28 protein-coding genes and 1 riboswitch are annotated in these 24,497 nt (G+C 44.5%); of the genes, 14 read left to right on the forward strand and 14 right to left on the reverse strand.

Annotated features, from left to right (window positions below):
* Positions 1 to 8: 8 nt before the first annotated feature.
* Both map and GC098_RS01255 read right to left on the reverse strand, forming a co-directional pair.
* Positions 9 to 755, reverse strand: coding sequence for a type I methionyl aminopeptidase (gene map / locus GC098_RS01250; protein WP_171640230.1), 747 nt, complete (start codon positions 753 to 755; stop codon positions 9 to 11).
* Between the two features lie 38 nt (positions 756 to 793).
* On the reverse strand, positions 794 to 1,153 hold the full coding sequence (locus tag GC098_RS01255) for a winged helix-turn-helix transcriptional regulator (RefSeq protein ID WP_029199371.1): 360 nt from the start codon (positions 1,151 to 1,153) through the stop codon (positions 794 to 796).
* 216 nt (positions 1,154 to 1,369) lie between these two features.
* Here GC098_RS01255 and GC098_RS01260 point away from each other — a divergent pair, with 216 nt between their 5' ends.
* Together GC098_RS01260 and GC098_RS01265 are read left to right on the forward strand one after the other, a co-directional pair.
* Entirely contained in the window at positions 1,370 to 1,672 is a 303-nt protein-coding gene (locus GC098_RS01260) for a heme biosynthesis protein HemY (RefSeq protein WP_029199372.1), read from the forward strand.
* Positions 1,672 to 1,893, forward strand: a complete 222-nt coding sequence (locus GC098_RS01265; RefSeq protein WP_047686255.1) for a YuzB family protein — start codon at positions 1,672 to 1,674, stop codon at positions 1,891 to 1,893. The genes GC098_RS01260 and GC098_RS01265 overlap by 1 nt, the downstream gene beginning before the upstream one ends.
* Before the next feature lie 53 nt (positions 1,894 to 1,946).
* Here the strand turns inward: GC098_RS01265 and GC098_RS01270 are convergent, their stop codons facing one another.
* A complete protein-coding gene (locus GC098_RS01270) occupies positions 1,947 to 2,441 on the reverse strand; it encodes a glutathione peroxidase (protein WP_171640232.1) in 495 nt (164 codons plus the stop codon).
* 169 nt (positions 2,442 to 2,610) lie between these two features.
* Between GC098_RS01270 and GC098_RS01275 the strand changes: the two genes are divergently transcribed.
* Positions 2,611 to 4,101 (forward strand): esterase-like activity of phytase family protein, encoded by a 1,491-nt coding sequence (locus GC098_RS01275; protein ID WP_171640234.1) that lies wholly within the window; start codon positions 2,611 to 2,613, stop codon positions 4,099 to 4,101.
* 54 nt (positions 4,102 to 4,155) lie between these two features.
* Here the strand turns inward: GC098_RS01275 and GC098_RS01280 are convergent, their stop codons facing one another.
* The gene (locus GC098_RS01280; protein WP_171640236.1) at positions 4,156 to 5,040 is read right to left on the reverse strand and encodes a TIGR01777 family oxidoreductase; all 885 of its coding nucleotides are present in this window, start codon (positions 5,038 to 5,040) and stop codon (positions 4,156 to 4,158) included.
* 111 nt (positions 5,041 to 5,151) lie between these two features.
* On the opposite strand from GC098_RS01280, the gene GC098_RS01285 reads away from it, so the two are divergent.
* The 5 genes from GC098_RS01285 (at position 5,152) to gloA2 (ending at position 9,739) form a co-directional block, all read left to right on the forward strand.
* Positions 5,152 to 6,147: a UCP032817 domain-containing protein gene (locus GC098_RS01285; RefSeq protein ID WP_171640238.1), complete on the forward strand. Its 996-nt coding sequence runs from the start codon at positions 5,152 to 5,154 to the stop codon at positions 6,145 to 6,147.
* Positions 6,148 to 6,379: 232 nt separating this feature from the next.
* Positions 6,380 to 7,603 (forward strand): MDR family MFS transporter, encoded by a 1,224-nt coding sequence (locus tag GC098_RS01290; RefSeq protein ID WP_171640240.1) that lies wholly within the window; start codon positions 6,380 to 6,382, stop codon positions 7,601 to 7,603.
* Positions 7,604 to 7,714: 111 nt separating this feature from the next.
* A riboswitch (cyclic di-GMP riboswitch) is annotated at positions 7,715 to 7,809 on the forward strand.
* A 102-nt stretch (positions 7,810 to 7,911) separates the two neighbouring features.
* Positions 7,912 to 8,217: a hypothetical protein gene (locus GC098_RS01295; protein ID WP_171640242.1), complete on the forward strand. Its 306-nt coding sequence runs from the start codon at positions 7,912 to 7,914 to the stop codon at positions 8,215 to 8,217.
* A 135-nt stretch (positions 8,218 to 8,352) separates the two neighbouring features.
* Entirely contained in the window at positions 8,353 to 9,267 is a 915-nt protein-coding gene (locus tag GC098_RS01300; RefSeq protein WP_171640244.1) for an exopolyphosphatase, read from the forward strand.
* 76 nt (positions 9,268 to 9,343) lie between these two features.
* Positions 9,344 to 9,739: an SMU1112c/YaeR family gloxylase I-like metalloprotein gene (gene gloA2, locus GC098_RS01305; protein WP_171640246.1), complete on the forward strand. Its 396-nt coding sequence runs from the start codon at positions 9,344 to 9,346 to the stop codon at positions 9,737 to 9,739.
* A 192-nt stretch (positions 9,740 to 9,931) separates the two neighbouring features.
* On the opposite strand, the gene GC098_RS01310 is transcribed toward gloA2, so the two are convergent.
* Positions 9,932 to 11,083: a THUMP domain-containing class I SAM-dependent RNA methyltransferase gene (locus GC098_RS01310; RefSeq protein WP_171640248.1), complete on the reverse strand. Its 1,152-nt coding sequence runs from the start codon at positions 11,081 to 11,083 to the stop codon at positions 9,932 to 9,934.
* A 135-nt stretch (positions 11,084 to 11,218) separates the two neighbouring features.
* Here GC098_RS01310 and GC098_RS01315 point away from each other — a divergent pair, with 135 nt between their 5' ends.
* On the forward strand, positions 11,219 to 11,854 hold the full coding sequence (locus tag GC098_RS01315) for an O-methyltransferase (protein WP_171640250.1): 636 nt from the start codon (positions 11,219 to 11,221) through the stop codon (positions 11,852 to 11,854).
* 265 nt (positions 11,855 to 12,119) lie between these two features.
* On the opposite strand, the gene GC098_RS01320 is transcribed toward GC098_RS01315, so the two are convergent.
* Both GC098_RS01320 and GC098_RS01325 read right to left on the reverse strand, forming a co-directional pair.
* Entirely contained in the window at positions 12,120 to 12,338 is a 219-nt protein-coding gene (locus GC098_RS01320) for a hypothetical protein (RefSeq protein WP_171640252.1), read from the reverse strand.
* A 77-nt stretch (positions 12,339 to 12,415) separates the two neighbouring features.
* The gene (locus GC098_RS01325) at positions 12,416 to 13,189 is read right to left on the reverse strand and encodes a metallophosphoesterase family protein (protein WP_171640254.1); all 774 of its coding nucleotides are present in this window, start codon (positions 13,187 to 13,189) and stop codon (positions 12,416 to 12,418) included.
* Between the two features lie 154 nt (positions 13,190 to 13,343).
* Between GC098_RS01325 and GC098_RS01330 the strand changes: the two genes are divergently transcribed.
* A complete protein-coding gene (locus GC098_RS01330; protein WP_246358357.1) occupies positions 13,344 to 14,621 on the forward strand; it encodes a CapA family protein in 1,278 nt (425 codons plus the stop codon).
* Positions 14,622 to 14,638: 17 nt separating this feature from the next.
* Positions 14,639 to 15,265, forward strand: coding sequence for a fumarylacetoacetate hydrolase family protein (locus tag GC098_RS01335; RefSeq protein ID WP_171640256.1), 627 nt, complete (start codon positions 14,639 to 14,641; stop codon positions 15,263 to 15,265).
* Positions 15,266 to 15,331: 66 nt separating this feature from the next.
* Here the strand turns inward: GC098_RS01335 and GC098_RS01340 are convergent, their stop codons facing one another.
* Positions 15,332 to 16,519: an HD domain-containing phosphohydrolase gene (locus GC098_RS01340; protein WP_171640258.1), complete on the reverse strand. Its 1,188-nt coding sequence runs from the start codon at positions 16,517 to 16,519 to the stop codon at positions 15,332 to 15,334.
* Between the two features lie 208 nt (positions 16,520 to 16,727).
* On the opposite strand from GC098_RS01340, the gene GC098_RS01345 reads away from it, so the two are divergent.
* On the forward strand, positions 16,728 to 17,540 hold the full coding sequence (locus GC098_RS01345) for a DUF92 domain-containing protein (RefSeq protein ID WP_171640260.1): 813 nt from the start codon (positions 16,728 to 16,730) through the stop codon (positions 17,538 to 17,540).
* A gap of 56 nt (positions 17,541 to 17,596) precedes the next feature.
* Here GC098_RS01345 and GC098_RS01350 read toward each other — a convergent pair whose 3' ends face one another.
* From GC098_RS01350 to GC098_RS01370, 5 genes are all read right to left on the reverse strand, one after another.
* Positions 17,597 to 17,914, reverse strand: a complete 318-nt coding sequence (locus GC098_RS01350; protein ID WP_084595485.1) for a LapA family protein — start codon at positions 17,912 to 17,914, stop codon at positions 17,597 to 17,599.
* Positions 17,915 to 18,072: 158 nt separating this feature from the next.
* Entirely contained in the window at positions 18,073 to 19,863 is a 1,791-nt protein-coding gene (pepF, locus tag GC098_RS01355; RefSeq protein ID WP_171640395.1) for an oligoendopeptidase F, read from the reverse strand.
* A 248-nt stretch (positions 19,864 to 20,111) separates the two neighbouring features.
* Positions 20,112 to 20,294 carry a hypothetical protein gene (locus GC098_RS01360; RefSeq protein WP_171640262.1) on the reverse strand — a complete coding sequence of 61 codons (183 nt, stop codon included), beginning with the start codon at positions 20,292 to 20,294 and terminating at the stop codon, positions 20,112 to 20,114.
* A gap of 88 nt (positions 20,295 to 20,382) precedes the next feature.
* A complete protein-coding gene (locus GC098_RS01365) occupies positions 20,383 to 21,219 on the reverse strand; it encodes a TerC family protein (RefSeq protein WP_171640264.1) in 837 nt (278 codons plus the stop codon).
* 273 nt (positions 21,220 to 21,492) lie between these two features.
* Positions 21,493 to 21,684: a hypothetical protein gene (locus tag GC098_RS01370; protein ID WP_246358362.1), complete on the reverse strand. Its 192-nt coding sequence runs from the start codon at positions 21,682 to 21,684 to the stop codon at positions 21,493 to 21,495.
* A gap of 254 nt (positions 21,685 to 21,938) precedes the next feature.
* Between GC098_RS01370 and GC098_RS01375 the strand changes: the two genes are divergently transcribed.
* Together GC098_RS01375 and GC098_RS01380 are read left to right on the forward strand one after the other, a co-directional pair.
* Positions 21,939 to 22,655 (forward strand): class I SAM-dependent methyltransferase, encoded by a 717-nt coding sequence (locus tag GC098_RS01375; RefSeq protein ID WP_246358358.1) that lies wholly within the window; start codon positions 21,939 to 21,941, stop codon positions 22,653 to 22,655.
* A 127-nt stretch (positions 22,656 to 22,782) separates the two neighbouring features.
* Positions 22,783 to 22,980, forward strand: coding sequence for a cold shock domain-containing protein (locus GC098_RS01380; protein ID WP_028556542.1), 198 nt, complete (start codon positions 22,783 to 22,785; stop codon positions 22,978 to 22,980).
* 181 nt (positions 22,981 to 23,161) lie between these two features.
* Here GC098_RS01380 and GC098_RS01385 read toward each other — a convergent pair whose 3' ends face one another.
* Positions 23,162 to 24,487 carry a GntP family permease gene (locus GC098_RS01385; protein ID WP_171640270.1) on the reverse strand — a complete coding sequence of 442 codons (1,326 nt, stop codon included), beginning with the start codon at positions 24,485 to 24,487 and terminating at the stop codon, positions 23,162 to 23,164.
* Positions 24,488 to 24,497 lie beyond the last annotated feature (10 nt).

Below are 24,497 nucleotides of genomic sequence, written 5' to 3' on the forward strand. Positions count from 1 at the left end.
CGGTATCATTATTGTTCGGTTAAAATAATCGGCCCTTGACTCGTGATCGCAATCGTATGTTCATATTGAGCGGACAAACTGCCGTCATAAGTCCTTGCTGTCCATCCATCTTGATCTACTTTGGAGTGGTATTTACCTACATTTAGCATCGGTTCAATCGTGAAGACCATGCCTTCTTTAATCCGCGGCCCTTTGCCTGCTGGTCCATAATGAGGCACTTGCGGCTCTTCATGCATTTCGGAACCAATCCCGTGTCCGATAAAATCTCTTACAACGGAAAAACCATGCGATTCAGCATACACTTGGATGGCATGCGACACATCGCCGATACGGTTGCCGGGAACGGCTTGCTCAATTCCTTTGTATAGAGATTCTTTCGTTACTTGCAGCAATTTCTCGGCAATTGGAGAAATGTTACCCACCGCATAAGACCACGCGGAGTCTGCCAACCAACCATCTATACGTACAACCATGTCGATGGTTACAATATCGCCGTCATTCAGGGGCTCCTTTTTAGGAAAACCGTGACAGATCACGTCGTTGACGGATGCACAAGTGGCATATGGATAACCGTGATACCCTTTTTGCTCAGGAGTGGCCCCGTGCTTAGTCAGAAAGCCCTCTACGAATTGGTCGATTTCCCAGGAGGTTATACCAGGTCGAATCATTTTGGCAATTTCTTTATGGCAATCAGCCAGGATGCGACCCGCTCTGCCCATCTTTTCAATTTGTTCTTTTGATTTGATTGTGATCATCTTGCTCCACTCCTCTGGTGAGATTCCCTAATTATTCATTATGTCCACTTTGCTGACCATAACTTCATTTCTTTTATTATTTGATGCAAATCCTGGCCTTTCGGTGTCAAGGTATACTCAACCGTAACAGGAACCGTAGGGTAAGCCATTCGTTCCAAAACCCCATGTTCCTCGAGGTGACGAAGGATATCCGTTAATGATTTAGGGCTGACTCCAGTTATCTGGCGCTGCAGCTCGCCGAAACGCTTCGTTCCGCAAAATAATTCGCGAAGCACGAGAAAAGCCCATTTTCCGCCAATAACTTCAAGTGTTCTTTCAACCGAACATTCGATTTCTTTGGGTACTTTAGGAACATAGTTGCTGAGTGGAGCGACTTTTTCATTCTCAAGGGTTGACATAAGACCGCTTCCTTTCAAATTGAATGTATGGAACTAACTTTAAAGTAAGTTAGTTACTTCCGTGTAATTAGTACTCTTTGTGCTCACTACTATGTATTTTAAAGTTCGTTTAGTGAATTAGCAAGAAGTAAGGGTGACTTGGGACAAAGGTTGATTTCGTGCCTTAGATTCTTTACAATAAGAAATAAAAATTAAAGTTTCAGGAGATGTGTACATATGAACGTCAAAATTTCTCGTAATGCTGCTAAAGTACTTCAATTGGAGCTTGATAAAGAAGAAAACAAAGGATTATTGGTTCGCGTACAAGTGACTCATTCGCACGGTGACCATGCTCACTATGGTTTGGGTCTTGACGATAAATCAGAAAATGACGTCCTTGTAAGCACAGATAAAGGTATTGACGTTATTCTAGATAAAAATGAACCTTTGCTGGATGGTATCCGTATTGATTACTTCTACACACCAGAAGAAGGCTTCATGATTACGAACCCAAGCAAGGGGAATCACGGAGACCACTAATGCGCAATGATATTCGCATTTGTGATAAATGCAAACACATGAAAGTGAAGACCGCCCTTTCTAAGATAAGTGTCATTGCACCCGATGCTGAAGTCAAAGTTGCCTGCAAATCATATTGCGGTCCTTGTTCTCGATTTGCATTTATTTTTATTAATGGACGCTATGTGACAGCAGCAACAGAAGACGAAGTGATTGAAAAAGTAAAAAAGTATGTAAAATAAGAAAAAGCATCCGCCCGTTTTAGGGTTGGATGCTTTTTTACATTCCAATAGGATTAAGCATGAACAGCTGATTTCTCTAAGAGCTTGCGAATTTGGCTGTCTATTTTGCTTGGAGAAGTGGTAGGGGAGAAGCGTTTAATCACATTGCCTTGCTGATCGACTAAAAACTTTGTGAAATTCCATTTAATGCTTGAGCCGAGAAGACCCGAAGCCTGCTTTTTAAGGTATTGGTAAAGCGGATGGGTGTCTGCGCCGTTAACATTGATTTTGGAGAACAACGGAAAATTAACACCGAAATTAATTTGGCAAGCTTGCTCGACTTGAGCATCATCGCCGGGTTCCTGGTCCTTAAATTGATTGCACGGAAATCCTAACACGCTAAAACCTTGTTCTTTATATGTGTCATGGAGCTCTTGAAGTCCTGTGAATTGAGGAGCAAAACCGCATTTTGTAGCGGTATTCACAATAAGCAGCACTTGACCTTGGTAATCAGCAAGAGACTTATCTTCACCGCGGATCGTGCGAACTGTAAATTGATGAACGTTCAAAAGGGTCACCTTCTTTGTCTTATTTTACACAAATTAATTGTACACAATTTTAATGAGTTTGAAAAGCTATTTTTAAATTTACAATTTTTACATATCCCTCTGACACTCCACGAATATATAAACATTATGCTTATCACAGTGAAAGTTTATTAGATGATGGAGGGTTCATATGAAAAGATTACTCAGAAGAAAACGACTGCTTATTGTACTTGCGGCCATCTGCGCCGTTTCTACAACAACTGTCGTATCCGCAGGACAAGCTGCGTTGGAGGCTATCGCTGTGAAGTTTCAATTAACTTCCGGCGGTAAAACGCTTACGCTTGATAAAGATCCCGTTGTTATAGACGGAAGCACATATGTTCCACTTCGTACCATTGGCGAAGCGCTTGGTAAACAGGTTGAATGGAATGAATGGAATCAATCCATCTCGCTCAAAGATATTCCTAAAGTAACTGGTAAATTTGAATGGAAAAATGCTCCTGTGCTTGATAAAGGTATTCAAGAAGGTGGGTTCTCAGGTCTTATTCACTTACCTAAAGATGCTGCAGATACGTTCTATACGTTGGCGGATCGTGGACCTAACGGTGAAGTAGGTAAAGATAAACTGCGCACATTCCCGATCGATAACTATATTCCACGTATATATAAATTCAAAATTACGAACGGAAACATTGAAATCTTGGAGACGATTAAACTATCGCTTCCGGATGGCAAATTAGATAAAGTAAGCAACAGCAAATACATAACAGGACTGCCGAACTTAGTTGGAATCGATGAAGTGCCGTACGATGAGAAAGGTGTTACGAAGCTGGCTTATGATCCGGATGGTCTTGATCTGGAAGGTATTGCTTATAGCCCATCTGACGATACATTTTGGGTTTCAGATGAATATCGCCCTTCCATTCTTCAAGTAAAACGTGATGGCACGATACTAGGACGTTACGTTCCTAAAGGCGCTAAAGACAAGCTCGTTCAAGCCGGTGCTCAAACGCCAATTTTTGATACACTGCCTGAGGTATACAATACGCGTATTTCCAACCGTGGATTCGAAGGTGTGACGATTTCCCCAGACGGCAAATTCTTGTACACGTCCATTCAAAGTCCAATGGCAAATCCGGATAAGAAAACAGGGGAATCTTCCAGAAATCTGCGTATCCTCAAAATGGACCTAGCCACGAAACAAATTGTGGGTGAGTATGTTTATGTGGCTGAACAAGCTGGCATGTTCGTCAAAGTGAACCAAAAAGATATCGTGATCAGTGATCTCTCCGCACTATCCAGTGATGTGCTGCTAGTTGATGAGCGTGATAAGAATGCGGGTGCTGACGCACAATTGAAACGAATTTACAAATCCGATTTCTCTAAGGCTACGAATATTTTAGGAAAAGATACAAGCAAAAACCTGGAAAGCTTATCCGTTCAGCAGCTCAAAGACCAAGGTATTCAACCAGTTAGCAAAGAATTGATTGTAGATATTGCTAAACTAGGATACCCGTATGAGAAGATTGAAGGCCTGACGGTTGTTGACAAGAATACAATTGCGATTGTAAACGACAATGACTTCGGTATTAGCTATGATGATAAAGGCGTATTGACACTAACAAGCGCGCCAACTCAATTACAACTTATTCAAGTTTCAGACGACTTATCCACGAAATAAAGTAAACGAAAACCCAGCTCATCGAGGCGTACTCGGTGGTCTGGGTTTTATTATTTAAACAATATCAGCGAGGGCTTTGTCTACGAAAGCATACTTAAACGTAAAGCCATGCTCTAATAATGCGCGTGGGAGCACCTTCTGACCTTCTAAAAGCAGCGTAGATAACTCACCGAAAATCATTTTTAAAATAAAAGCAGGAAGTGGGAATAGATTAGGTCTTCGCATCGCTTTCGCTAATGCCCGTCCAAACTCCCTATTGGTGACTGGATTTGGAGCTGTCGCATTAACAGGGCCGATAATGGCTTCGTTCTGAATACAAAAATCGATAAGCCTCACCATATCATCGATGTGAATCCAGGAGAGCCATTGCTTACCGTTGCCTATGGGACCGCCAATACCAAGCTTATAAGGCAATGCCATTTTGGGGAATGCGCCTTCCTTGCCATCTAGAACAAGTCCAACACGGACTTTTACGATGCGTGTTCCCTGTATCTGATCAGCCGCGCCTTCCCACTTTTCGACTACCCTCGATAAGAAATCGACAGGCTGGTGCGGACTTCGCTCGTCAAAGGTTTCGGTTTCTGAGGTACCGTAAACGGACATTCCTGAAGCATTAACGACGACTTTCGGTTTCACTTCCATGCGTTCTATAAGCTGAGCCACTTGCTCAGCCGCCTTTAGACGAGACCCAACGATTCGTTCTTTGGCTGCAGCTGTCCAACGCTGATTAATCGACTCCCCAGCTAAATTTACGATGGCATCCAGTCCTGCGAATGCGCTCGAATCCGTCTTTAGTTGATCCCAAGTGACGGTGCGTACATGCTCGACAACAGCTCTGGGTGAACGTGAAATATTGATGACTTCATGACCTTGCTGCTGCAAATGAACTATCAATCGTTTGCCAATAAACCCGCTGCCACCGGTTACTGCTATTTTCATCCTTCAGCACCTCCATTCTATTATTATAGGGCCTAAATACAATGTTTTCCAACCGACGTTATTCTTCTCTTTACATTACTGTGTTATATTGGAAATAGGGAGGGATGCCATATGTTCCGTTTTTTATTCCGAAAATCACCCAAACCGTCCAAGAGAAGTCGCGTAGGGAAATCCAAACCGGACTTTCGAGCTTCAGATCTACCCCAAGGGCTCGGTTTGCTAGAAGGTGTTCCGTTAGAACGTATCGTTACTAAGCTGAATAGTGCACTTCCACTAGATTATGTAGAAAGACTCCAATATCGCGTAAAAGCTGGAAATCCTTCCATGTCCGATGACGAGTTTGCTTGTAAATGGTTCGAATTAAAGCGATTTTTCCTGATGAATCTCATTTTAAAAAGAACTCCGATGTTTAGCAGCGAAATCGATGAAATTTGGCATGAGATGCTGATGTTTACGAGAGAGTATCAGCGGTTCGGGGATCAATTCGCTGGTGGTGTTATTCATCATTCACCTGAACGTGAACCGAAGCAAATGCCGGGTGAACGTGCATGGTTCGATTGGGTATATGCGCACTTGTTCGAGTTCGCTCCAACGAGTTCGCGGTGCTGGAATGGATTTTTCCGCAATCCGCTGGATGAGCAGCGAACAGATTTGCTTCGCAGAGCCAATGAAGAAGAAATCGCCGAGCAATGGTTCGATATGGAGCAGGCGAAGCGATATCCAGAAGTTGCAGAGACGATCCGCATGCTCATCACGCAGGCGATTAACGAAGCCAGACATTCAGCGAACAGCCGCAGGTTTGAGGACACAGGCTGGAAGGATTCACTAACAAACCCGAACAACATGGTGTATATGGCAGGAGCCATGATGTTCTTCTCCATTCAGGATAATGATAACTATACAAGCGGGATGGACTCTCAGTGGCCTCTGAATGAATTGAATCCAAAAGATAAGCATAGCAACTGTTCTTCCTCAGGTTGTGGGGGTTCTGGAGGCAGTAGTGATAGTTCCGGAGATCAAGGCGGTGGCGGCAGCAGTTGCAGCTCCGGTTCAGGGTCTTCTTGCTCGTCAGGGTCGAGCTGCGGATCTGGTTGCGGCGGCAGTTAACGTAAGCCCGTGGAAGCAGCATACCGTTCGTGGAATCGCATGACCCGACTGGGCTTCAAGTGGGAAAGTGGCGCATGGACACTATGAACACAATAGACACGCTTTTTTGCGCTCTCCGTCGGAGAGTGTTTTTTGTTTTGGAGACACATATCGTCATTTTTCGTGTATAATTGAAATTCGGTGTCGATTTCTTGACCTGCGGTAAATTAAACAGCGATAGGAGTCATCTCAAATGAATCGATTACGTGGTTTTCTAAATTCTTATCATCCCATTGTACATACGTTAATTCTTGGAACCGTTATGGCTAGGGCTGCGTCTTCCATGAGTTTGCCTTTTCTAGCGATTTATTTAGCCAGACATACGTCGATGAGTGCGGTGATGATCGGAATTGTCATTGGAATGGGTTCTTTGGCTGGGACCGTAGGCGGTTTTATAGGAGGCACCTTATCGGACCGATTCGGAAGACGCATTATTATGCTAGCAGCTCTTTTCGGCTGGGCGTTCGTCTTCTTAGGCTTCGGCATGGTTAAACTACCAATCCTGTTTATGCTGCTCAATATGCTGAACGGCTTGTGCCGATCCTTTTATGAGCCCGTTTCGCAGGCGTTGATGGCAGACCTTACAGAACCTGCGAAGCGACTTAAAGTATTTTCGATGCGGTACATGGCTATTAATCTTGGTGTTGCAGTCGGACCACTTTTGGGTGCCTTTTTCGCTACAATGAACGGTGCGCTGCCTTTTCTCATCACAGGAATCATTTATTTTATTTATGCGGTCACCCTTTACGCACTGCTCATCGCTTTTGGCATCAAGAAAATCGAGGGTGAGAAGAAATCTTCGGTTACCTTTGGTTCTGCTGTGCGAGTGATTCGCAGTGATATGACTTTTCGCTTGTATATCCTTGGTGGCATTATTGGTGCTATCGGATACTCCCAGGTGATGGTGACACTTTCGCAATATCTGGAGCAGAGTTTTGTCGATGGTGTGAAAATGTTTGCGATCTTGATGAGTGTGAATGCAATCGTCGTTATTGCCATGCAGATTCCACTTACTCGTTTGGTAGAAAAGTACACGCCGCTTGCTGCAATTGTAATTGGCAACCTAATGTTTGCGTTAGGGGATGTTGGCTTTGCGTTTTCCCACTCGCTGGTGTGGCTTATTATTTCGATGGGTATTTTCACCCTTGGTGAGATTCTAAATTACCCCGCTGCTAATATGTTGATTGACAAATTAGCTCCCGAGCATATGCGTGGCACGTATTTTGGCGCTCAAACATTAACGAATATAGGCCACTTTATTGGACCTTGGGTAGGTGGGTTCTTGCTTGTTTCTTATGGTGGAAATACGTTGTACGTTCTCATGGCAGTTCTTACGATTACGGGATCCATTTTCTACTGGAGAGGCTCAATTCGTCAAATGATGTTGAAAAATACGTCGAAAAAAGAAAATTTTTGAAAAATAATGCAAAATTAGTTCTTAAGAACTATTCGATTTCAAAACAAGTTCCCGTATCCTTGAGAGTGTAGATATTTATTACTGTTAGCTCTTCAGATATTTAGTAAGACATCTCGACAAAGGCAAAGCTGGCGAAAGCCAGTGACGCAAAGCTAAAGGGGCTTCCTTGTCCTGCAAACCGGACTCGCAGCCAGCCAGCCGCCGAACGATTGGGTATCAACATCAGAACCCCTCCGATCGGTTCACTAGGGTGGGGTTTTTCTCTGTCATAACAAATTAATGTGAAAATAATAGGAGGATCCAGCAGCATGCAATCAGAAGGAATACTACAAGAAGAACAAAAAGTGACTTCGCTATGTGGTAATCATGTTGCCCGTTTGGTGCCTTCCTCGGATGGACCAAAGCTCATGATTAATCGGGAAGTATACGCGTTAAATGAAGCTTGTTGGGATGTTGAAATGTTTCACGGGAGAAACAATAGCATCTTGATTTTCTACTGGAAGGGCGAGGTTAAGCTTTCTGTAAAAATGCCGCCGATGCCGCAAATTGAAGCATTTTTGACAAGACTTTATCAATGCTTATCATCCAAATTAAGAACGGTACAGCCTATATAGGCGTACCGTTTTTTTATTTCCAGCTGAAAGGGATTTATAAAGACAAAATGATTGTCACAAATTGACACGAGCTGATATAATGAATGTCGAAGGTTTTAGTAGTGCTTTGGAACTATTATTAGGGGGATACATAGCATGAGATTAATCACACGTTCGGATTTTGATGGTTTAGTATGCGCGATGCTTTTCAAAAAGTTAAACATAGTGAATGAAATGAAATTCGTCCATCCCAAAGATATGCAGGACGGTTTGATAGAGGTTTCGGAAAACGATATTTTGGCCAATGTCCCTTATGTAGCGGGTTGTGGCTTATGGTTCGATCATCATTCCAGTGAACTTGAGCGGATGGGCGAAAAGGTTGAATTCAAAGGGGAAACCCGAATCGCGCCAAGTGCGGCACGTGTTGTTTATGATTACTATGGAGGGCGTGAGACCTTCGGAGATATCGATGATATTATGCGCGGGGTGGATAAAGCGGATTCGGCTCAGTTCAGCAAAGAAGATATTTTGAATCCAAGCGGATGGGATCTATTATCTTTTATCATGGATGCTCGAACGGGGTTGGGGCGTTATCGCGATTATCGGATCAGTAATTATCAATTGATGGAAGATCTTGTGGAGCACTGTGCAACGATGTCCGTTCATGAGATTATGGAATTGCCGGATGTGAAAGAGCGTGTGGCGCGATATTTTGAATTAGATGCTTTATATCGTGATATGCTTCAAACCTATACGCGGACGGAAGGCAATGTTATTATTACCGATCTTCGTGATGTGGAAACCATCTATCCAGGGAACCGTTTCATGGTGTATGCTCTTTATCCGGAGCAAAATATCTCGATTTGGATCGTCGATGGCCGAAATAAACAAAACTGCGTCTTTGCTTGTGGTCACAGCATTGTGAATCGCTCGTCGAAAACGAATATTGGTAACTTGATGCTCCAAAATGGTGGAGGCGGTCATCATGCAGCAGGTACTTGCCAAGTTGACTATGTGCATGCTGAGGAAGTTTTGAAGAAAATTGTTGAAACGATGAGAACAGACGGATAAAATAAATGAAACGGACCGCAGGATGGGGAGTTCCCGGAATGCGGTTTTTCACGAAATGGGGACAGGGGGGAATGGAGTGGAGTTAGAACAAATTCATCATGTGGCGATCATTAGCTCTAATTATGAGCGATCGAAACACTTCTATGTCGATTTACTTGGATTAACGGTCATTCACGAAACGTATCGTGCAGAACGTGACTCCTATAAGTTGGATTTGCGCATCGGGAAGACCGAGCAGCAGATCGAGTTGTTTTCATTTCCGAACCCTCCGCTGCGAGTTAACCAGCCTGAGGCAAGGGGTCTTAGGCATTTGGCTTTTGTCGTGCCGAATATGGAACAAAGCGTTAAAGAACTTGAGAGCAAGGGGATTGCGGTAGAACCGGTGCGGATTGATCCTATTACCGGTGACCAATATACTTTTTTTGCAGATCCGGATGGGCTGCCCTTGGAGTTGGTGAAACATGCGAAATGATCGCCAAGAAAGGACAGAACAGGAGCCGAAGCTGCGGTTTGCCAAAGGCTGCCTATGGAGTATACTTGTGTCCATTCCCCTATGGGCGTTATTGATTTGGTTTTTGTTTATAAAATAAAATCCCTCACTAGCTTGGTCTGACCGCTGCATGCAATGCAGTTCGGTCGGATGAGCCGTTGAGGGATTTTTATTTCACTTGTCCGTTTGTCTGCGCGGTGGCAATGGTCCAAGATACTGAAACAAGTTGCACTCGATACGTCCATTAAATAGTTTGCGCTTCTTATCCGCGCGGCGGTTCATATAGTGCTCGAGCTGTGTGCTCGGGCTTAAGATGAACATGCTCCATGAAGGCATAGGAGCTGTGAGTGCTCCGAGCTGGCGTAGCGCCACCTCTACATCTTGCGCTTCACCAAGCCGTTCTCCATAGGGAGGGTTGGTGATCAAGCAGCCGTAGTCGCCGCGCGGGCGGGCTTTGGCTACTGGTTCCACGAGCAGCTTGAACTGCTTCGTCAAGCCGGCGGCCTTCGCGGCAGCCTCAGCCACTTCGATGGCAGAGGGATCGATGTCACTGCCGATGATGTTCAGCGGAACATCATCTTTAACCGCGTCGAAGGCCTCGTCGCGAGCCTTGTCCCACAGCTTGCGTGGGATATTGCCCCACGCCTCGCTAGGGAAGCTGCGCCGCAGTCCTGGCGCGATGTTCCATCCGATCATAGCTGCCTCGATCGGGATCGTTCCAGACCCGCAGAACGGGTCGTAGAGCGGTCTATCGACCTTCCAACGGCTGAGGAGGATCATCGCAGCCGCCATGGTCTCCTTGAGCGGAGCTTCGGTCACAAGCTTACGGTAGCCGCGCTTGTGCAGGCTGGCGCCGGTAGTGTCGATCGTCAGCGTTGCAATATCGTTCAGGAGTGCGACTTCGATCACGTAGCGTGCCCCGTTCTCAGGGAACCACTCGGTTCCGTAGCGAGACTTCAGCTTCTCCACGACGGCTTTCTTCACGATTCCTTGGCAAGCGGGAACGCTAGATAATTGTGACTTATGGGAACGCCCTTCCACAGGGAATTCGGCATCGTTCGGAATCCAGTCCGGCCAAGCAAGCGCTTTGGTGCCTTCGAAAAGCTCATCGAAAGTCACGGCCTTAAATTGGCCCATGTTTACCAAGATGCGATCGGCGGTTCTGAGCCAAAGATTGGTGCGGCAGATGGCCAGCTCGTCGCCGAGAAAACGGACACGCCCATTCTCGACAGTCACCTCGTTGTAGCCAAGATCACGGATTTCACGAGCAACGATGGCCTCAAGTCCCATTGGGCAAGTTGCGATTAGTTCAATTTGTTGTGGCATGTTTAGATTCCTTCCATCCGGGTTGTGCATCGCTCATAAAACTCATACAATTAACAAGTATAGGACAAATAGGTTACACTTACAAACGAAACACGCAAAGTGGATGCTTTGATGCTTTTCTAAGGAGGATAAAACATGGAAACCATAACAGCTGAGAGCTATATGGAGGGTTTATACGAAGAGGATACAGTTCTAGAGCGAGTTAAGGAAGTCATTCGCACCCAAAATATGCCCGAAATATCGATTGCACCTGGATACGGCCGATTGCTTACTATGCTGGTCACGATGATTGGCGCAACGAAGGTGTTGGAAATAGGTGCTTTAGGCGGTTATAGCGGGATTTGTTTGGCTAGAGGCTTGAAAGAGGGCGGCAAGCTGACTTCGCTCGAATTAAAACAAGAATTTGCCGATGTAGCCAAGCAAAATCTGACCGAAGCTGGCCTTGGCGAGCTCGTTAAGTACCGGATTGGCGAAGCGCTCATTCACCTGAATGATCTTCTTGAGCAGGGAGAGCGATTTGATTTCTTTTTTATTGATGCGGACAAAGTGAATTATCCGAATTATTTGGAGCTTGCAATCAAGCTGGCGAATCCTGGCGCCATTATTGCTGGGGATAACACGCTGATGCGAGGAAAAGTCGTCGACACGAACCAAACCAAAGCATCGGTTCAAGCAATGCGTACTTTCAATCAGCTGATCGCCTCTGATCCGCGTTTGGAAAGTACCATCCTGCCCGCTTATGATGGTTTGGCTTTAGCACGAGTGAAGTAATACGGAGACTGTCGATTGATTCATTAGGCCTCCTCACAACTGGTAGGTATAACACTAAAATTCGATTTTAGAGTCATACAGCTTACGTGAGGGTTGTACATTATGCAACAACGAAGGGAGAACGGCGAGTTTTAGGCTGAAATTGTTGCACTTTCAACAACTTTGTACGCAAAAACGCTCTAAGCTAGCAATAGCTTAGAGCGTTTTTCATTAACATATAAGAACTTGTGGTTCGGGGTGAGCGAAGCTTACCCCTTATTTAACTTTAAGATGCTTTTTGATCTGGTATATAGAAGTCAGACTCGCTTAATTTGCCAGGAGTAATTGGTTTTATTTGCGTTAACGGAGGCACCGGTTGTGATGTGGTACTAGGGTGAGTGACTTCTTGCTTCTTGAAAGAAATAGCACTGATGCCGTTCCAATAGATAAATAATAACTCTGCACATACGACGATCAAAACAATTTTACGCCAGTTCAGCCTCATGGATGGCATCCTCACTTTCAATGATACGCCTATATTACCATATTGTGGAAGGAATTCCCATGATTATTTCTCACTCTTCATTTATGAACCAGACCTGTAGTAATCTCTAGTTCATATCGTTGACTTTCCGGCATTTGCGCAGCGTAAGCCAAGCGAACAGCATATTCAATATCATAAGGAACACGTACGAATTGAATCGCAAATCCAGCTTGCACATTGCCTTCGGTTTCCCCTTCTAACACGCAGTAGCAGGCTTGCGGAATGCCGTCATAGGGCGTTCCCACACTACCAACATTGAAGAGCATCAGACCGCTGCTCGCGTGCCTCACATGGCGTTTCTCCGATGGGTTTTTGATCGTTATGAGATAGGGAATATGAATGTCTCCGTAACCGACAATATCAGGCTGCTTCCCATCTGTCGACGCACCTGTCATCTCTGTATTTTGAAACATTGTGAGACGTTCTTCCTTGGATGCTTTACGTTTCACTCTATGATAAACACTTTTCGCAGAAGCGTGGAACAGTCGGAACAATTTGCCGCTTACGTTCAAATCAACGGAGAAAGGCAGCTGTTCCAAATAAGCGAGCCTATCCTCACCAAGCTGCTGCTGATGCCATAATCCGGCAGACTGCTCTTGAGGGAGAGTAATCCCCAAATCCCAGTTTCCTTGTACAACGGATTCACATACCTCCTTGATACGGTCAACGACAGCAGCGGAATCAGGCCCTTTACCTACAAGGTCGCCCAAACATATAATGCGTTTAATTCCTCTGCGTTCAATATCTAAAAGCACAGCTTCCAGTGCGGGTAAATTACCATGAATATCCGATATGATTGCGATTTTCTCCAACGTTTTCGTTCCCTTTCTCCGATAAACTCAAATGAACTTCATTCTGCTTCAGTTATACCACAAGGATTATGAATCTGAAAATGAGAGTCTCTTACTATTACCCAACGAGGGTTTCTTCTGCTATAATTTGTAGGGGGAAAGGGGAATGTTTTGATTGGAATCCAGACAAGATCGTCACCGTAAACCGAAAAAAGAACGCACTACGAACAAGAAGACCCCGCTCAAAGTAATTGGGGGACTCACGCTTGCCGCAGCAGCCTGTTTTGCTATTGGCATAGGCGCTTCCTATTGGACATCGAACAGTAAATCAGCAGAAGAGCAAGATTCAGCATCCTCACCAGTGGCTAGTGTTTCGCCTGTTCCAACCAAACCAACGAATACAGCGAGCACGGCTAGTGCGGAGCCAAGCGCAAAGCCTAGCCCAGAGTCTACGGCAAAAGCCGTTATCCCGACTCCTCCGGAAGTCGCATCGAGTGAGCCCACGAGCAGTGGCGGGCAAGTGAAGTTAACTTTTGTGGGTGATGTGTTGATGGCCTCCAAAGTGGAAGATATTTTAAAACAAAAAGGCTATGATTACCCTTATACGAATGTAAAAGACTTTCTGAGCAAGCCCGATTATACGATTGCTAATCTGGAAACACCCATAACGACTAGAGGTACAGTTCAAAATAAGGATTACGTCTATCGTTCTTCACCGATGTCGTTACCTGCCCTGAAAGCTTCTGGCATTGATCTCGTTAATTTAGCGAATAACCATGTGATGGATTATGGGACAGAAGGTTTGCTGGACACGATGGATGCTCTCGATCAAGAGGGCGTTAAGCGAGTTGGAGCGGGCAAAGATTTGGAAGAAGCTTACCGACCTGTCATCGTGGAAAAAGCGGGTGTGAAGATTGCCTTCTTCGGCTTCAGCCGTGTTGTTCCGGAGGCTTCGTGGAAAGCAGGTCCTGGCCATCCAGGTGTAGCTGAAACGTATAGCTACACGCTGCCGGTCGAAGCCATTCAGAAAGCAAAAGAAAGCGCTGATCTAGTTGTTGTCGTTACCCATTGGGGAGTGGAAAGAAGCGATAATCCGGATAAGAATCAAAAAGACCTGGCCCATCGTTACATCGATGCTGGCGCTGATCTCATCGTAGGCGGTCATCCACATGTCTTACAAGGCTTTGAGCAATACAAAGGCAAATGGATTGCTTATAGTCTAGGTAATTTCATTTTTACAACGAATGATACCCCGAAGACTTGGGAGACGGTTATTTTAGAAGCTGCATGTTCAAAAGATAAACAATGCGATATCCACCTTGTGCCTATTTTGACCAAAGCAGCACTGCCGACTCCTATGAGTATGGAAGATGGCGCAAAGCTCTTTCAGCGTTTGAGTAAAATCTCGATAGGCGCTCAAGTGGACGCGCAAGGAAATGTTAGCAAGAAATAAGATGAGGAGCAATCAACATGACAGAAGCTGTTCGCAATATTTATTGCGTAGGTCGCAACTACCGGGCACATGCCGCCGAACTGGGGAATGATGTTCCGGATCAACCGATGATTTTTACCAAGCCGACACATGCACTCGCCCCAATAGATGGGGGAGAGTTGACGCTTCCCGGTGATCAAGGTGAGATTCACTATGAAGCCGAGCTTGTCCTACATATCGCTAAGCCTTACACAGAAGGCATCCAAGTGGATGAGATTGTCGACAAATATGCACTCGGCATTGACTTCACGCTTCGTGATGTTCAGAACGTCATTAAGAAGAAGGGTCAGCCATGGCTGCCTGCCAAAGGCTTTCTGAATTCTGCACCGATCAGTACATTCCGACCATTCCCAGGAGCTTCAAAGCTGACAGAAGCGAACTTACAGCTTCGCCAGAATGGACAAATTGTTCAGAACGGCAATATCAGCAATATGATCTTCGATCTACAAACCATTATTGATTACATTGCAAAGCATTATGGTTTAGGTGCTGGCGATATCATCTACACAGGTACTCCTGAAGGGGTAGGTCCTGTGCATCATGGTGATCGCTTGGAGCTGTTATGGGGCGAAGAAGTATTCGGAGCTGTTACGATTAACATTTAACAGATCAAAGGGCAGTCTCTTAAGGTCATTTATGACCTGAGAGAACTGCCCTTTATTTTTCCTTGATTAAACTTCTGCCCGATCCTCTAAAGCAGCATCCGAATATTGATCACGAACTCGAAGGATGGCCGGCAATTGCTGAAAAAATGCATCAACCACTTTGGGGTCAAAATGCTCGCCCCGTTCCTCTTTAAACAAAGTCAAGATCCGATCGAGCTCCCAAGCTTTTTTGTAAACACGCTCACTGCCAAGTGCATCGAATACGTCAGCAATCCCTGTAATTCGGCCATAGATGTGAATGTCCTCGCCCTTGATTCCGCGTGGGTATCCGCGTCCATTCCATTTCTCATGATGCTCATACGCAACCACAGCAGCCGTTTTCAGAATATGGCGATTGGAGTTTTTGAGCAAGTTATAGCCGATACGTGTGTGGTTCTGCATTAATTTGAATTCTTCATCCGTTAATTTCCCGGGTTTGTTTAAGACACTATCAGGGATAGCCACCTTACCGATATCATGCATTGGCGAAGCCATTTTCAACAATTCAGCTTCTTCTTTACTCATACCTAATCCTAAGGCTAAGAGATAAGAATATTCGGCTACACGCTTCACATGATTACCTGTCTCCTTGGACCTGCTCTCACCAATTTCCCCCATTCTAAAAATAATTTCTTTCTGCGTTTCCTCGATCTCGTTCGTAAGTAAAGCAGATTCTAATGACTTACCCGCGTAGGAGGAAGCTAATGTTAAATATTCCATGTCTTTATCTGAAAATTGTTCGCTTGCTGTCAGCTTATTAATGGCTTGGTAAGCACCCATAATTTCACCTTGGCTGTTTCGGAACGGAATTACCAAGAGCGCTTTGGTGCGGTAACCCGTTTGTTGATCCGTTCGAAGAGCTCCATTTATGAGATAGGACTTATATTCTTCATTCGAATAAGCGTCATGAATAAATACGGCTTTATCATTGGTTACAGCATAGCCGACAAGACCAGCCGTACTAGGAATACGAATTTCGTCGAGACCATGAGCTACTTTGGACCATAACTCATTTTTGTTTGAATCAAGCAACCAAACCGTACAACGATCAGAGACAATCATTTCTCGTCCCATATCGGCCATCAGCATAAGTACATTGTCTAGGATTCGTTCGTTCGCAATTTTGGCTGCATAGTCAAAAATGACGCGCAGCATCTCCTGAGGATCCAGGTCTCTTTTTAACTGGGAAGTTATATCGAATTGTTCGTTCTCCATGTCAGCCTCCTAACATTCACCGAACTTAGTTTATCATAAATTTCATAGGAATTGGTTACATCCTGTCGAGTTAACCGAAAATTTAGATGGATATGTCGATCTCAACAAAAGGATTGTAAACGTTTGGCCTCGAATACGACTATGATACAATAAGAGAGAGTTTTGAACGGTTCATAAAGGGCATGGAAGAAGAATAGGAGTGCTGCATGTGGAGTGGATTTGGGGTTTAGCGGGAAGCTTGATCATCACAGGTGCGGCCTATTGGAAGGGATCCTTATCCTTATCGGGCTTGGCTGCTGCTGTGCTGCTCGGCACGTCGATGTTTGCACTGGGAAACTTAGCTTGGTTTGGGACACTTATCGCCTTCTTCGTATCTTCTACCTTATTATCTAAACTCAAGCATCAACGTAAATCTGCAGCAGAAAGCGGTTATGCCAAAGGTGGAAGACGCGATGCCGGACAAGTTACTGCAAATGGCGGTCTTGGTTTATTGCTATGTATAGGGAATGCGGTTTGGCCCGATCCAGCTTGGTGGATTGTATTTGTTGGGGTTATGGCAACGGTCAATGCGGACACGTGGGCTACAGAAATAGGCGGAATGAGTAAATCTATACCGCGTTCAATCATTAACGGCAAGCTTGTTCCGGCTGGCACATCGGGTGGTGTAACGGGATTAGGACTGCTGGCTTCATTGCTGGGAGGAGCATTCATTGGTTTGGTTAGTGGATGGTTCAGTCAGATGATTGAGTTAGAGTATGAGGTAGGGTCATTTGCAGCGCTGATCGTACTGGGTGCTGTTTCTGGTCTGATGGGTTCTTTGGCTGATTCTTGGCTCGGGGCTACGGTTCAAGTCATGTATCGGTGTAACGTTTGTGGGAAAACCATCGAGAAACAGTCTCATTGTGGCCAGAAAGCCGCACAGATTCGCGGTATGAGAGTGATGACAAATGATATGGTCAATGCAGTATCCTCGCTAGTCGGAGGCGTTTTGTGCTTAGCATTAAGTGTTTTGATATTTTAAAAATAACTACAAAGCAACCCTACTGCAATCTGTGCAGCAGGGTTGTTTTTGTATGCTTAATGAACCGTTGAACCACTTGGTTCAGTTTGGTCTTTATCATGTGCCGGTTGCGGGGGAGCTGGGGGGAATAAGGCATCCTGCAGCTGCTTTTCCAATTGCCGAACTTTACGCTGCAGCTTGTACTGACGTACCATTCCGAAGAGGCCGACAATCAGACCGCCTAACAAGGTGGATGTTAAAATGACAAGGATCAAGGGTGTGGATGTCTGAGCAAACATGAAATTTACTTGAACTGGTTCGACGTTAATGACGGCAAAGACAGCCGTTATGAGGGCGAATACTAAAGCAGATATGAGAATCCATTGCATCTTCATCCATCATTCATCCTTTCACCCCAAATAAACGGCTACGCCGTCCTTCATGGACGGATGCGTTTATCTAGAAATACAGCCGACTTATCATGTGAAACTTATAAATTCTTATATTTTGAGAAAAGGTTGAAGGCGTACGCCCTCAACCTTTATCAGAACAATTACTTCGTTAACTCTTCCATTTGATCAAGTAGGGAGCTGAAGACACTCATCGCTTGCTTGATTGGTTCCGGTGTGGACATGTCTACGCCGGCCTTTTTCAAGATGTTCAGAGAGTAGTCACTGCCGCCGCTTTTTAAGAAGCCTAAGTATCGGTCTACGGCAGGCTGGCCTTCATCCAGAATTTGCTTCGCAAAGATGGTTGCTGCGGAGAAGCCAGTTGCATATTTGTACACATAGAAGCTGTTGTAGAAGTGAGGAATTCGAGCCCATTCCATCTCGATATCCTGATCCACAACCATGGCATTCCCATGGTACAGCTTATTCAAGCCATAGTAGATTTCGCTGAATTCCTGCGGTGTCAGGGAATCTCCATTTTCTGATTTCTCATGTGTAATCATTTCGAATTCGGCAAACATCGTCTGACGGAATACCGTTGTTCTGAACTGATCCGCGTAGTAAGTAAGCAAGTAAAGCTTTTCTTTCGGATCCGTTACGCGTTTCAATAAATAGTCCATGAGCAGTGCCTCATTAAGCGTAGAAGCGACTTCCGCAAGGAAAATCGTATACTGCGCATAGCGGTACTCTTGGTTCTCATCGGACAAATACGAATGAATAGCGTGGCCCATTTCGTGTGTCAATGTGAACATGCTGTTCAAGTTATCCTTATGATTCAGAAGTACGTAAGGATGTGTGCCATAGGCACCCCAGCTGTAAGCGCCGTTCCGCTTATTTTTGTTCTCATAGACATCGATCCAGTGGTTATCGAAGCCGTCTTGAAGAATTTTTAAGTAGTTTTCGCCTAATGGGGCTAAGCTTTTCTTAATTTCTTCTTTTGCTTGCTGGTAGGTGATGTCCATCTTGAACTCTTCAACCAGCGGGGCAAAAAGGTCGTACATATGTAATTCATCGACTTTAAGCAACTTCTTGCGGAGTTTCAGATAACGCTGCAGCTGCGGCAAAGAATCGTGAATAGTGGAAATTAAGTTTGTATACACTTCTTTCTTAATATTGTCCCCAAACAGGGTGGATTCAAGAACGGAAGGGTAGTGACGAGCCTTGGCATAGAAGATATTCTTATTAATATTCGCGCTAAGCGTTGCTCCAATTGTATTCTTATTGTTGCGATAAGTTTCGTAGACAGCATGGAAGGCGTTTTTTCGAACTTCGGCGTTGCGGCTCTCTAGGAATTGAATGTAACTTCCATGAGTAAGTTCGACTTCTTCACCTTTTTCATTCTTAATTTTTGGGAATTTCAAATCGGCATTGTTCAGCATACCGAAGATAGTGCTTGGCGCTCCGGCCATGTTACCCGCTTGGGCAAGTAAAGCTTCCTGATCCTTGGATAACGTATGCGGCTTCTGGCGAATCATTTCTTCGAGTGTGTCCTTATAGAAAGATAAAGAAGGATCTTCCACCAGCTGCTTAAGCTTTTCATCCGATAAACTGAGAATTTCTGGTGAAACAAATGAGAGCGCTTCTCCTACTTCGACACTGATTTTTTTTGCTTTTTCCGATAAGGCCTGGTAAGTAGGTTCTGCTGTATCTTCATGGTGTTTCATATTGGCATAAACGTACAGTCTTTCTGTTTTCAGAGAGACTTCATCTTCCAACTGGAAACATTGCTTTACCGTAGCGGAATCGCTAAGTTTTCCTTGGAAGGCGCTGATTTTGCCAAGCGAGTTTTTCACACTCTGAAATTCCTGATCCCAAGCCTTCTGATCGGCAAATAAATCCTCCTGATTCCAGCGGTGCTCGGCCGGTACTTGCTTGCGATCCAATATTTGAGTCATCGGAGCCCTCCTGTCCTTGTTTTGAGATTGGGGTAATCGGTTGTCTTTGGCATGTAATTCGGCAGCTGGGATTGAGCTTAGAAGAAGTCCCATTGCCGCTGTCACATAGATCCAGCGCATTACGGTCACGCTCCCGGCGTATTCCCACATGGGATGTGCTTGATAAAATCCCATAACATGGTTTTCACCTAGTATGACCGTTAACCCATTCATTTATGATTATATGAAAAAGCTGGAAGGAAGTAAATTTACTTTCCGGCTCCAAAGAAGCTAATTAAGATTAGTACAAACGATATCGAGACCATTACAATCGCCAGCAAGGCTAGGTACCGTTTCATTTGTGCCGGTAGGCTGTCTTTTTTCATAATCAAAATGATGGCTAGGCAGAAGGATACGAGTACAAATGTGATGATAGATCCGGAATCGGTCATTGTTGAATCATCCTTATCCCTATAGAGTATGACACTAGCTAACTAACGCATGATACTAACTTTCGCTGTGTAAATGAAAACTCCTTTTTCAGCCGGCATGCGGCATCGTTTCATCCGGATTTTCATCATCCTCCGCTTTGACCAGTATGAACTTGCCGCGAGAGTCCATTTTGACGGTAAAACGATCTTCAGCAGCAATCTGTGCTTCATCGCTTAATTCCTTAGGAAGTGTAAGCTGACCGCTGTCCCCAACTTCGACCTGGTAGCCAATCATTTTGGACCATTTGCCTGCTGCAAGCACAACTAAGATGAGTAAACCAATGAATAACCATTTACCAAGCGGATTTGAGTTGAAATAAGGGGCAAGGAATTTCTCGCCGGTAATCATTTTACCAGCTGTTAATACGAGAACACCAGCACCGATATATAGGATCGACGGATACTTCTCAATCCATTTGATGAACAGCGTACTGCCCCATACAACGATAGGCACACTTACCAGAAGCCCGATAATAACAAGTATGAAGTTACCGTGAGCAGCTCCTGCTACAGCGATGACATTATCGAGTCCCATCACGGCATCAGCCACAATAATGGTTCGAATGGCAGCCCAGATGCCGTCTTTGGCCTTAATGTCTCCGTGATTCTTCTTTTCACTAAGCAGTTTATACGAAATCCAGAGGAGAAGAATACCGCCTGCCAGTAGAAGACCAGGAATTTTCAGAAGAGTAACGACAGCCATTGTAGCTAGAGCACGAATGACGATGGCGCCTATCGTACCCAAGAGGATGACTTGTTTTTGCGTTTCCTTTTTCAAATTACGAGCAGCCATACCGATAACGATCGCGTTATCCCCCGCAAGTACCAGATCAATGAGAATAATGCTGAGCAGTGAGACGAAGAAACCTGTTGATAACCAATCCATGAGCGAACACTCCCTTAAGCGTATTTTTGAAAAAAATAGAGCCTAGCACCGGTGACCGGTGAAGGCTCTAATTCATCAAAAAAGACCTTCACCAATAAACATGGCAAAGGTCTTGCTAACAACGTTGTCGTTGCCAATAAAGCCGGGACCTGATGAGGATCCGAATTGACGACTTTACTGTATCAGCTACTCCCCTTTGGAGTGATACGTATGAACTTATAAGTTAATTATAAGAAGGGTGGATGTGAAAGTCAAGGCATTTGGACCAAAGAATTAAACTTCTTTGAAAGCATCCATGATGGCTTGCCATTCTTCATCTGTGCCTTGGAATTTGTCTTTGGCAAACCGCTCATTAGCCCAGTGTAACATAGCTGGTCGTCCGATGAAGGTGTGGCACTCTTCGCCCCATTGATCGGTTATTTCGGTTAATACGATTTTACTGCCTTGTACCTCGACATTTAGCATGTTCCATTTATCTTTTTTGTAAATAACGTGTTTCTTAAAAGGTTGATTTGACACTTGTTTTCCTCGTTTCTGCATTGAGCTCAAAGATATAAGCAATCGTACCACAAAAAGTGGTGATTTCCAAACAAGCAGCTGTCAATTTTCTTGTTGCCTCCAATCAGGGTCCCATGATAAAATCCTCCTAATCCTTTCCATAGGGAATGGGTTATGAGGCAGTTAGGCAAAGCGAAGAGTTGAGCAGAGGAGAGATGAGCATGGAACAAAAGCGTGTTTATGAGCAGGTTGGGGTTGCGATGACCTCAAGATCGTATGCAGAATATCAGAAAATGTTTATTTTGCAGACAGAAAATTTAATTGGTAAGCGAGTCTTAGATGTTGCAGGCGGTGCATCTTCCTTTACGGTAGAAGCGCGGCAGCTGGGTATCTTGTCAGAAGCGGTTGATCCTCTATATGAGAAATCTGCTGAGGAGATCGCGGAGCATGGTCTGCAAGAGATCGAGCTTGTTGCAGCCAAAATGGAAAAGTTAGTAGATGTGTATGATTGGACGTATTATGGTTCTGTTGACAAACACAAAGCTGGACGCGTCAAGGGCCTTGAGCAGTTTGTAAATGATTTCTCGAGTAAAGATGCAGCTTCCAGGTATCATGCTGCTTGTCTTCCTTCACTTCCATTTGCAGAAGAGAGCTTTGACCTTGTTTTAATCAGTCATTTTCTCTTTCTATATGAAGATCAATTCGACTACTCTTTTCATCGGGCAGCCGTTAAGGAACTGCTTCGTGTCTGTAAGCCTGGTGGCGAAGTGCGTATTTATCCATTATTGAATTTTCGGCAAGCCGAATATAGCAAGCTATCAGAATTAATAAATGAGCTCACAAATGGAGGATATCTGGTCCAAAAAAGGGAAGCGAGCCTGCCTTTTTTACCAAATTCTCATCTATATTTAAGCATAATTAAACACCCCTCTGCATAGTGGAAAACGTTGGTACATCAACAAATATTAGCTTATCCACACCGTTTTTTTCGTTGATTTATCACCTTGCTAATGGTATAATTTCCTTATTCGTCATAGATGGCGATATTTTTAGGAGGTTGTTCATTTGAAGGGTACAGTTAAATGGTTTAACGCAGAAAAAGGCTACGGTTTCATTTCTGTTGATGGAGGCGACGATGTATTCGTTCACTTCTCCGCAATTCAGGGCGAAGGATTCAAAACATTAGAAGAAGGCCAATCCGTTGAGTTTGATATTACTCAAGGCAACCGTGGTCCTCAAGCAGCTAACGTCACAAAATTATAAGAAACTGGGACTTCCCACTTATAAATAGAGTGTCATAGCACAAACAACAAAAGACAGTGCCCGTATCCACTCGGGGGCTGTCTTTTTTGCGATTCTCCTTGACCGCTTTCTATAGAAAATAGCCTGTACACTTCCTAGGAGGAGATGTACAGGCTTATTTATTTCGAAGAGCAGCCAAATGTTATACGAACATATCGACGATGAGCACGGTTCCAAATGCAATAAACGAAAGCAGTGTTTCGAGTACCGTCCACGTTTTAAACGTTTCTTTGACCGTTAACCCGAGATATTCTTTGACCATCCAGAAACCGGCGTCATTGACGTGGGAGAGCATAAGCGAGCCTGCGCCTGTGGCGATAACGAGCAGCTCCAAGTTCACGCCTGACATATGCTCAACAATCGGCGAAACAATACCAGCCGCTGTTGTTAATGCCACTGTTGCCGAACCAGTCGCGACTCGGATTAATCCAGCAACCATGAAAGCTAGAACAATAGGAGAAAGGGAGATATTCTCCGCCATTTGAGCAATGGATGTACCAACGCCACTGGCAATAAGGATCTGTTTAAACCCGCCGCCAGCACCGATAATCAAAATAATTGAACCTACAGGTAACAGACATTCATGAGATAGCTTGCTGATATAATTTTTATTCATTCCTTGGCGGATGCCTAAGAAGTAGAAGGCTGCAAAACATGAGATTAGAAGCGCAATCACCGAATTCCCAATAAAGACTAGGAATTTCATAAATCCAATAGGAAGTGACAAATAGGGTGCAACAACCGACAAGACCATCAATAATACAGGCAATAAGATAATGAAAAACGAAATGCCGGCTCCTGGCAGTTTTTCAGGCTCTGTGCTTGCACTGAGCAGCTCTGGTTCATTCTCGGGAACCACACGTTTATGCACCCATTTAGCAAACAAAGGACCTGCAATGATCGCCGCTGGGATCGCAATGATGAGAGAGTAAATAAGAACTTTTCCGATATCAGCTTTGTATATACCGATGGCTGTCATAGCCCCAGGATGCGGCGGCACAAGACCATGAACAATGGATAATCCGGCGATGACAGGCAGGCCGATTAACAAAATATTTTGTTTCGTTGATTTATGGATAGAAATGACCAAAGGAAGCAGCATGACAATCCCTACGTCAAAAAATACTGGGATCCCTATAATAAAACCGGAGAGAAGCATGGCCCAAGGCAATCTTTTTTCACCAAAAACCCGTATGAAGAAATTGGCCACTTGTGTGCCAGCGCCTGAATCTGACATCATTTTTCCTAAAATCGTACCTAACGCTAATATGCCAACTAAATGGCCTAAAACGTTTCCAACTCCAGTTTCATATGCACCAACAATTTTATCCATGGATAACCCGGCCATAATCGCTAAGAACAAGCTGGCAACGGTTAAGCTAATAAACGCATGCCATTTCCACCAGGCTACGCCTAAAATGACAATCACAATCGCTAACAATGTAACCATTAATAGATACATATTCATAAATAATCCC

The sequence above is a fragment of the Paenibacillus phytorum genome, from assembly GCF_013141715.1.
In the GTDB taxonomy this organism is placed as follows: Bacteria; Bacillota; Bacilli; order Paenibacillales; family NBRC-103111; genus Paenibacillus_E; species Paenibacillus_E phytorum.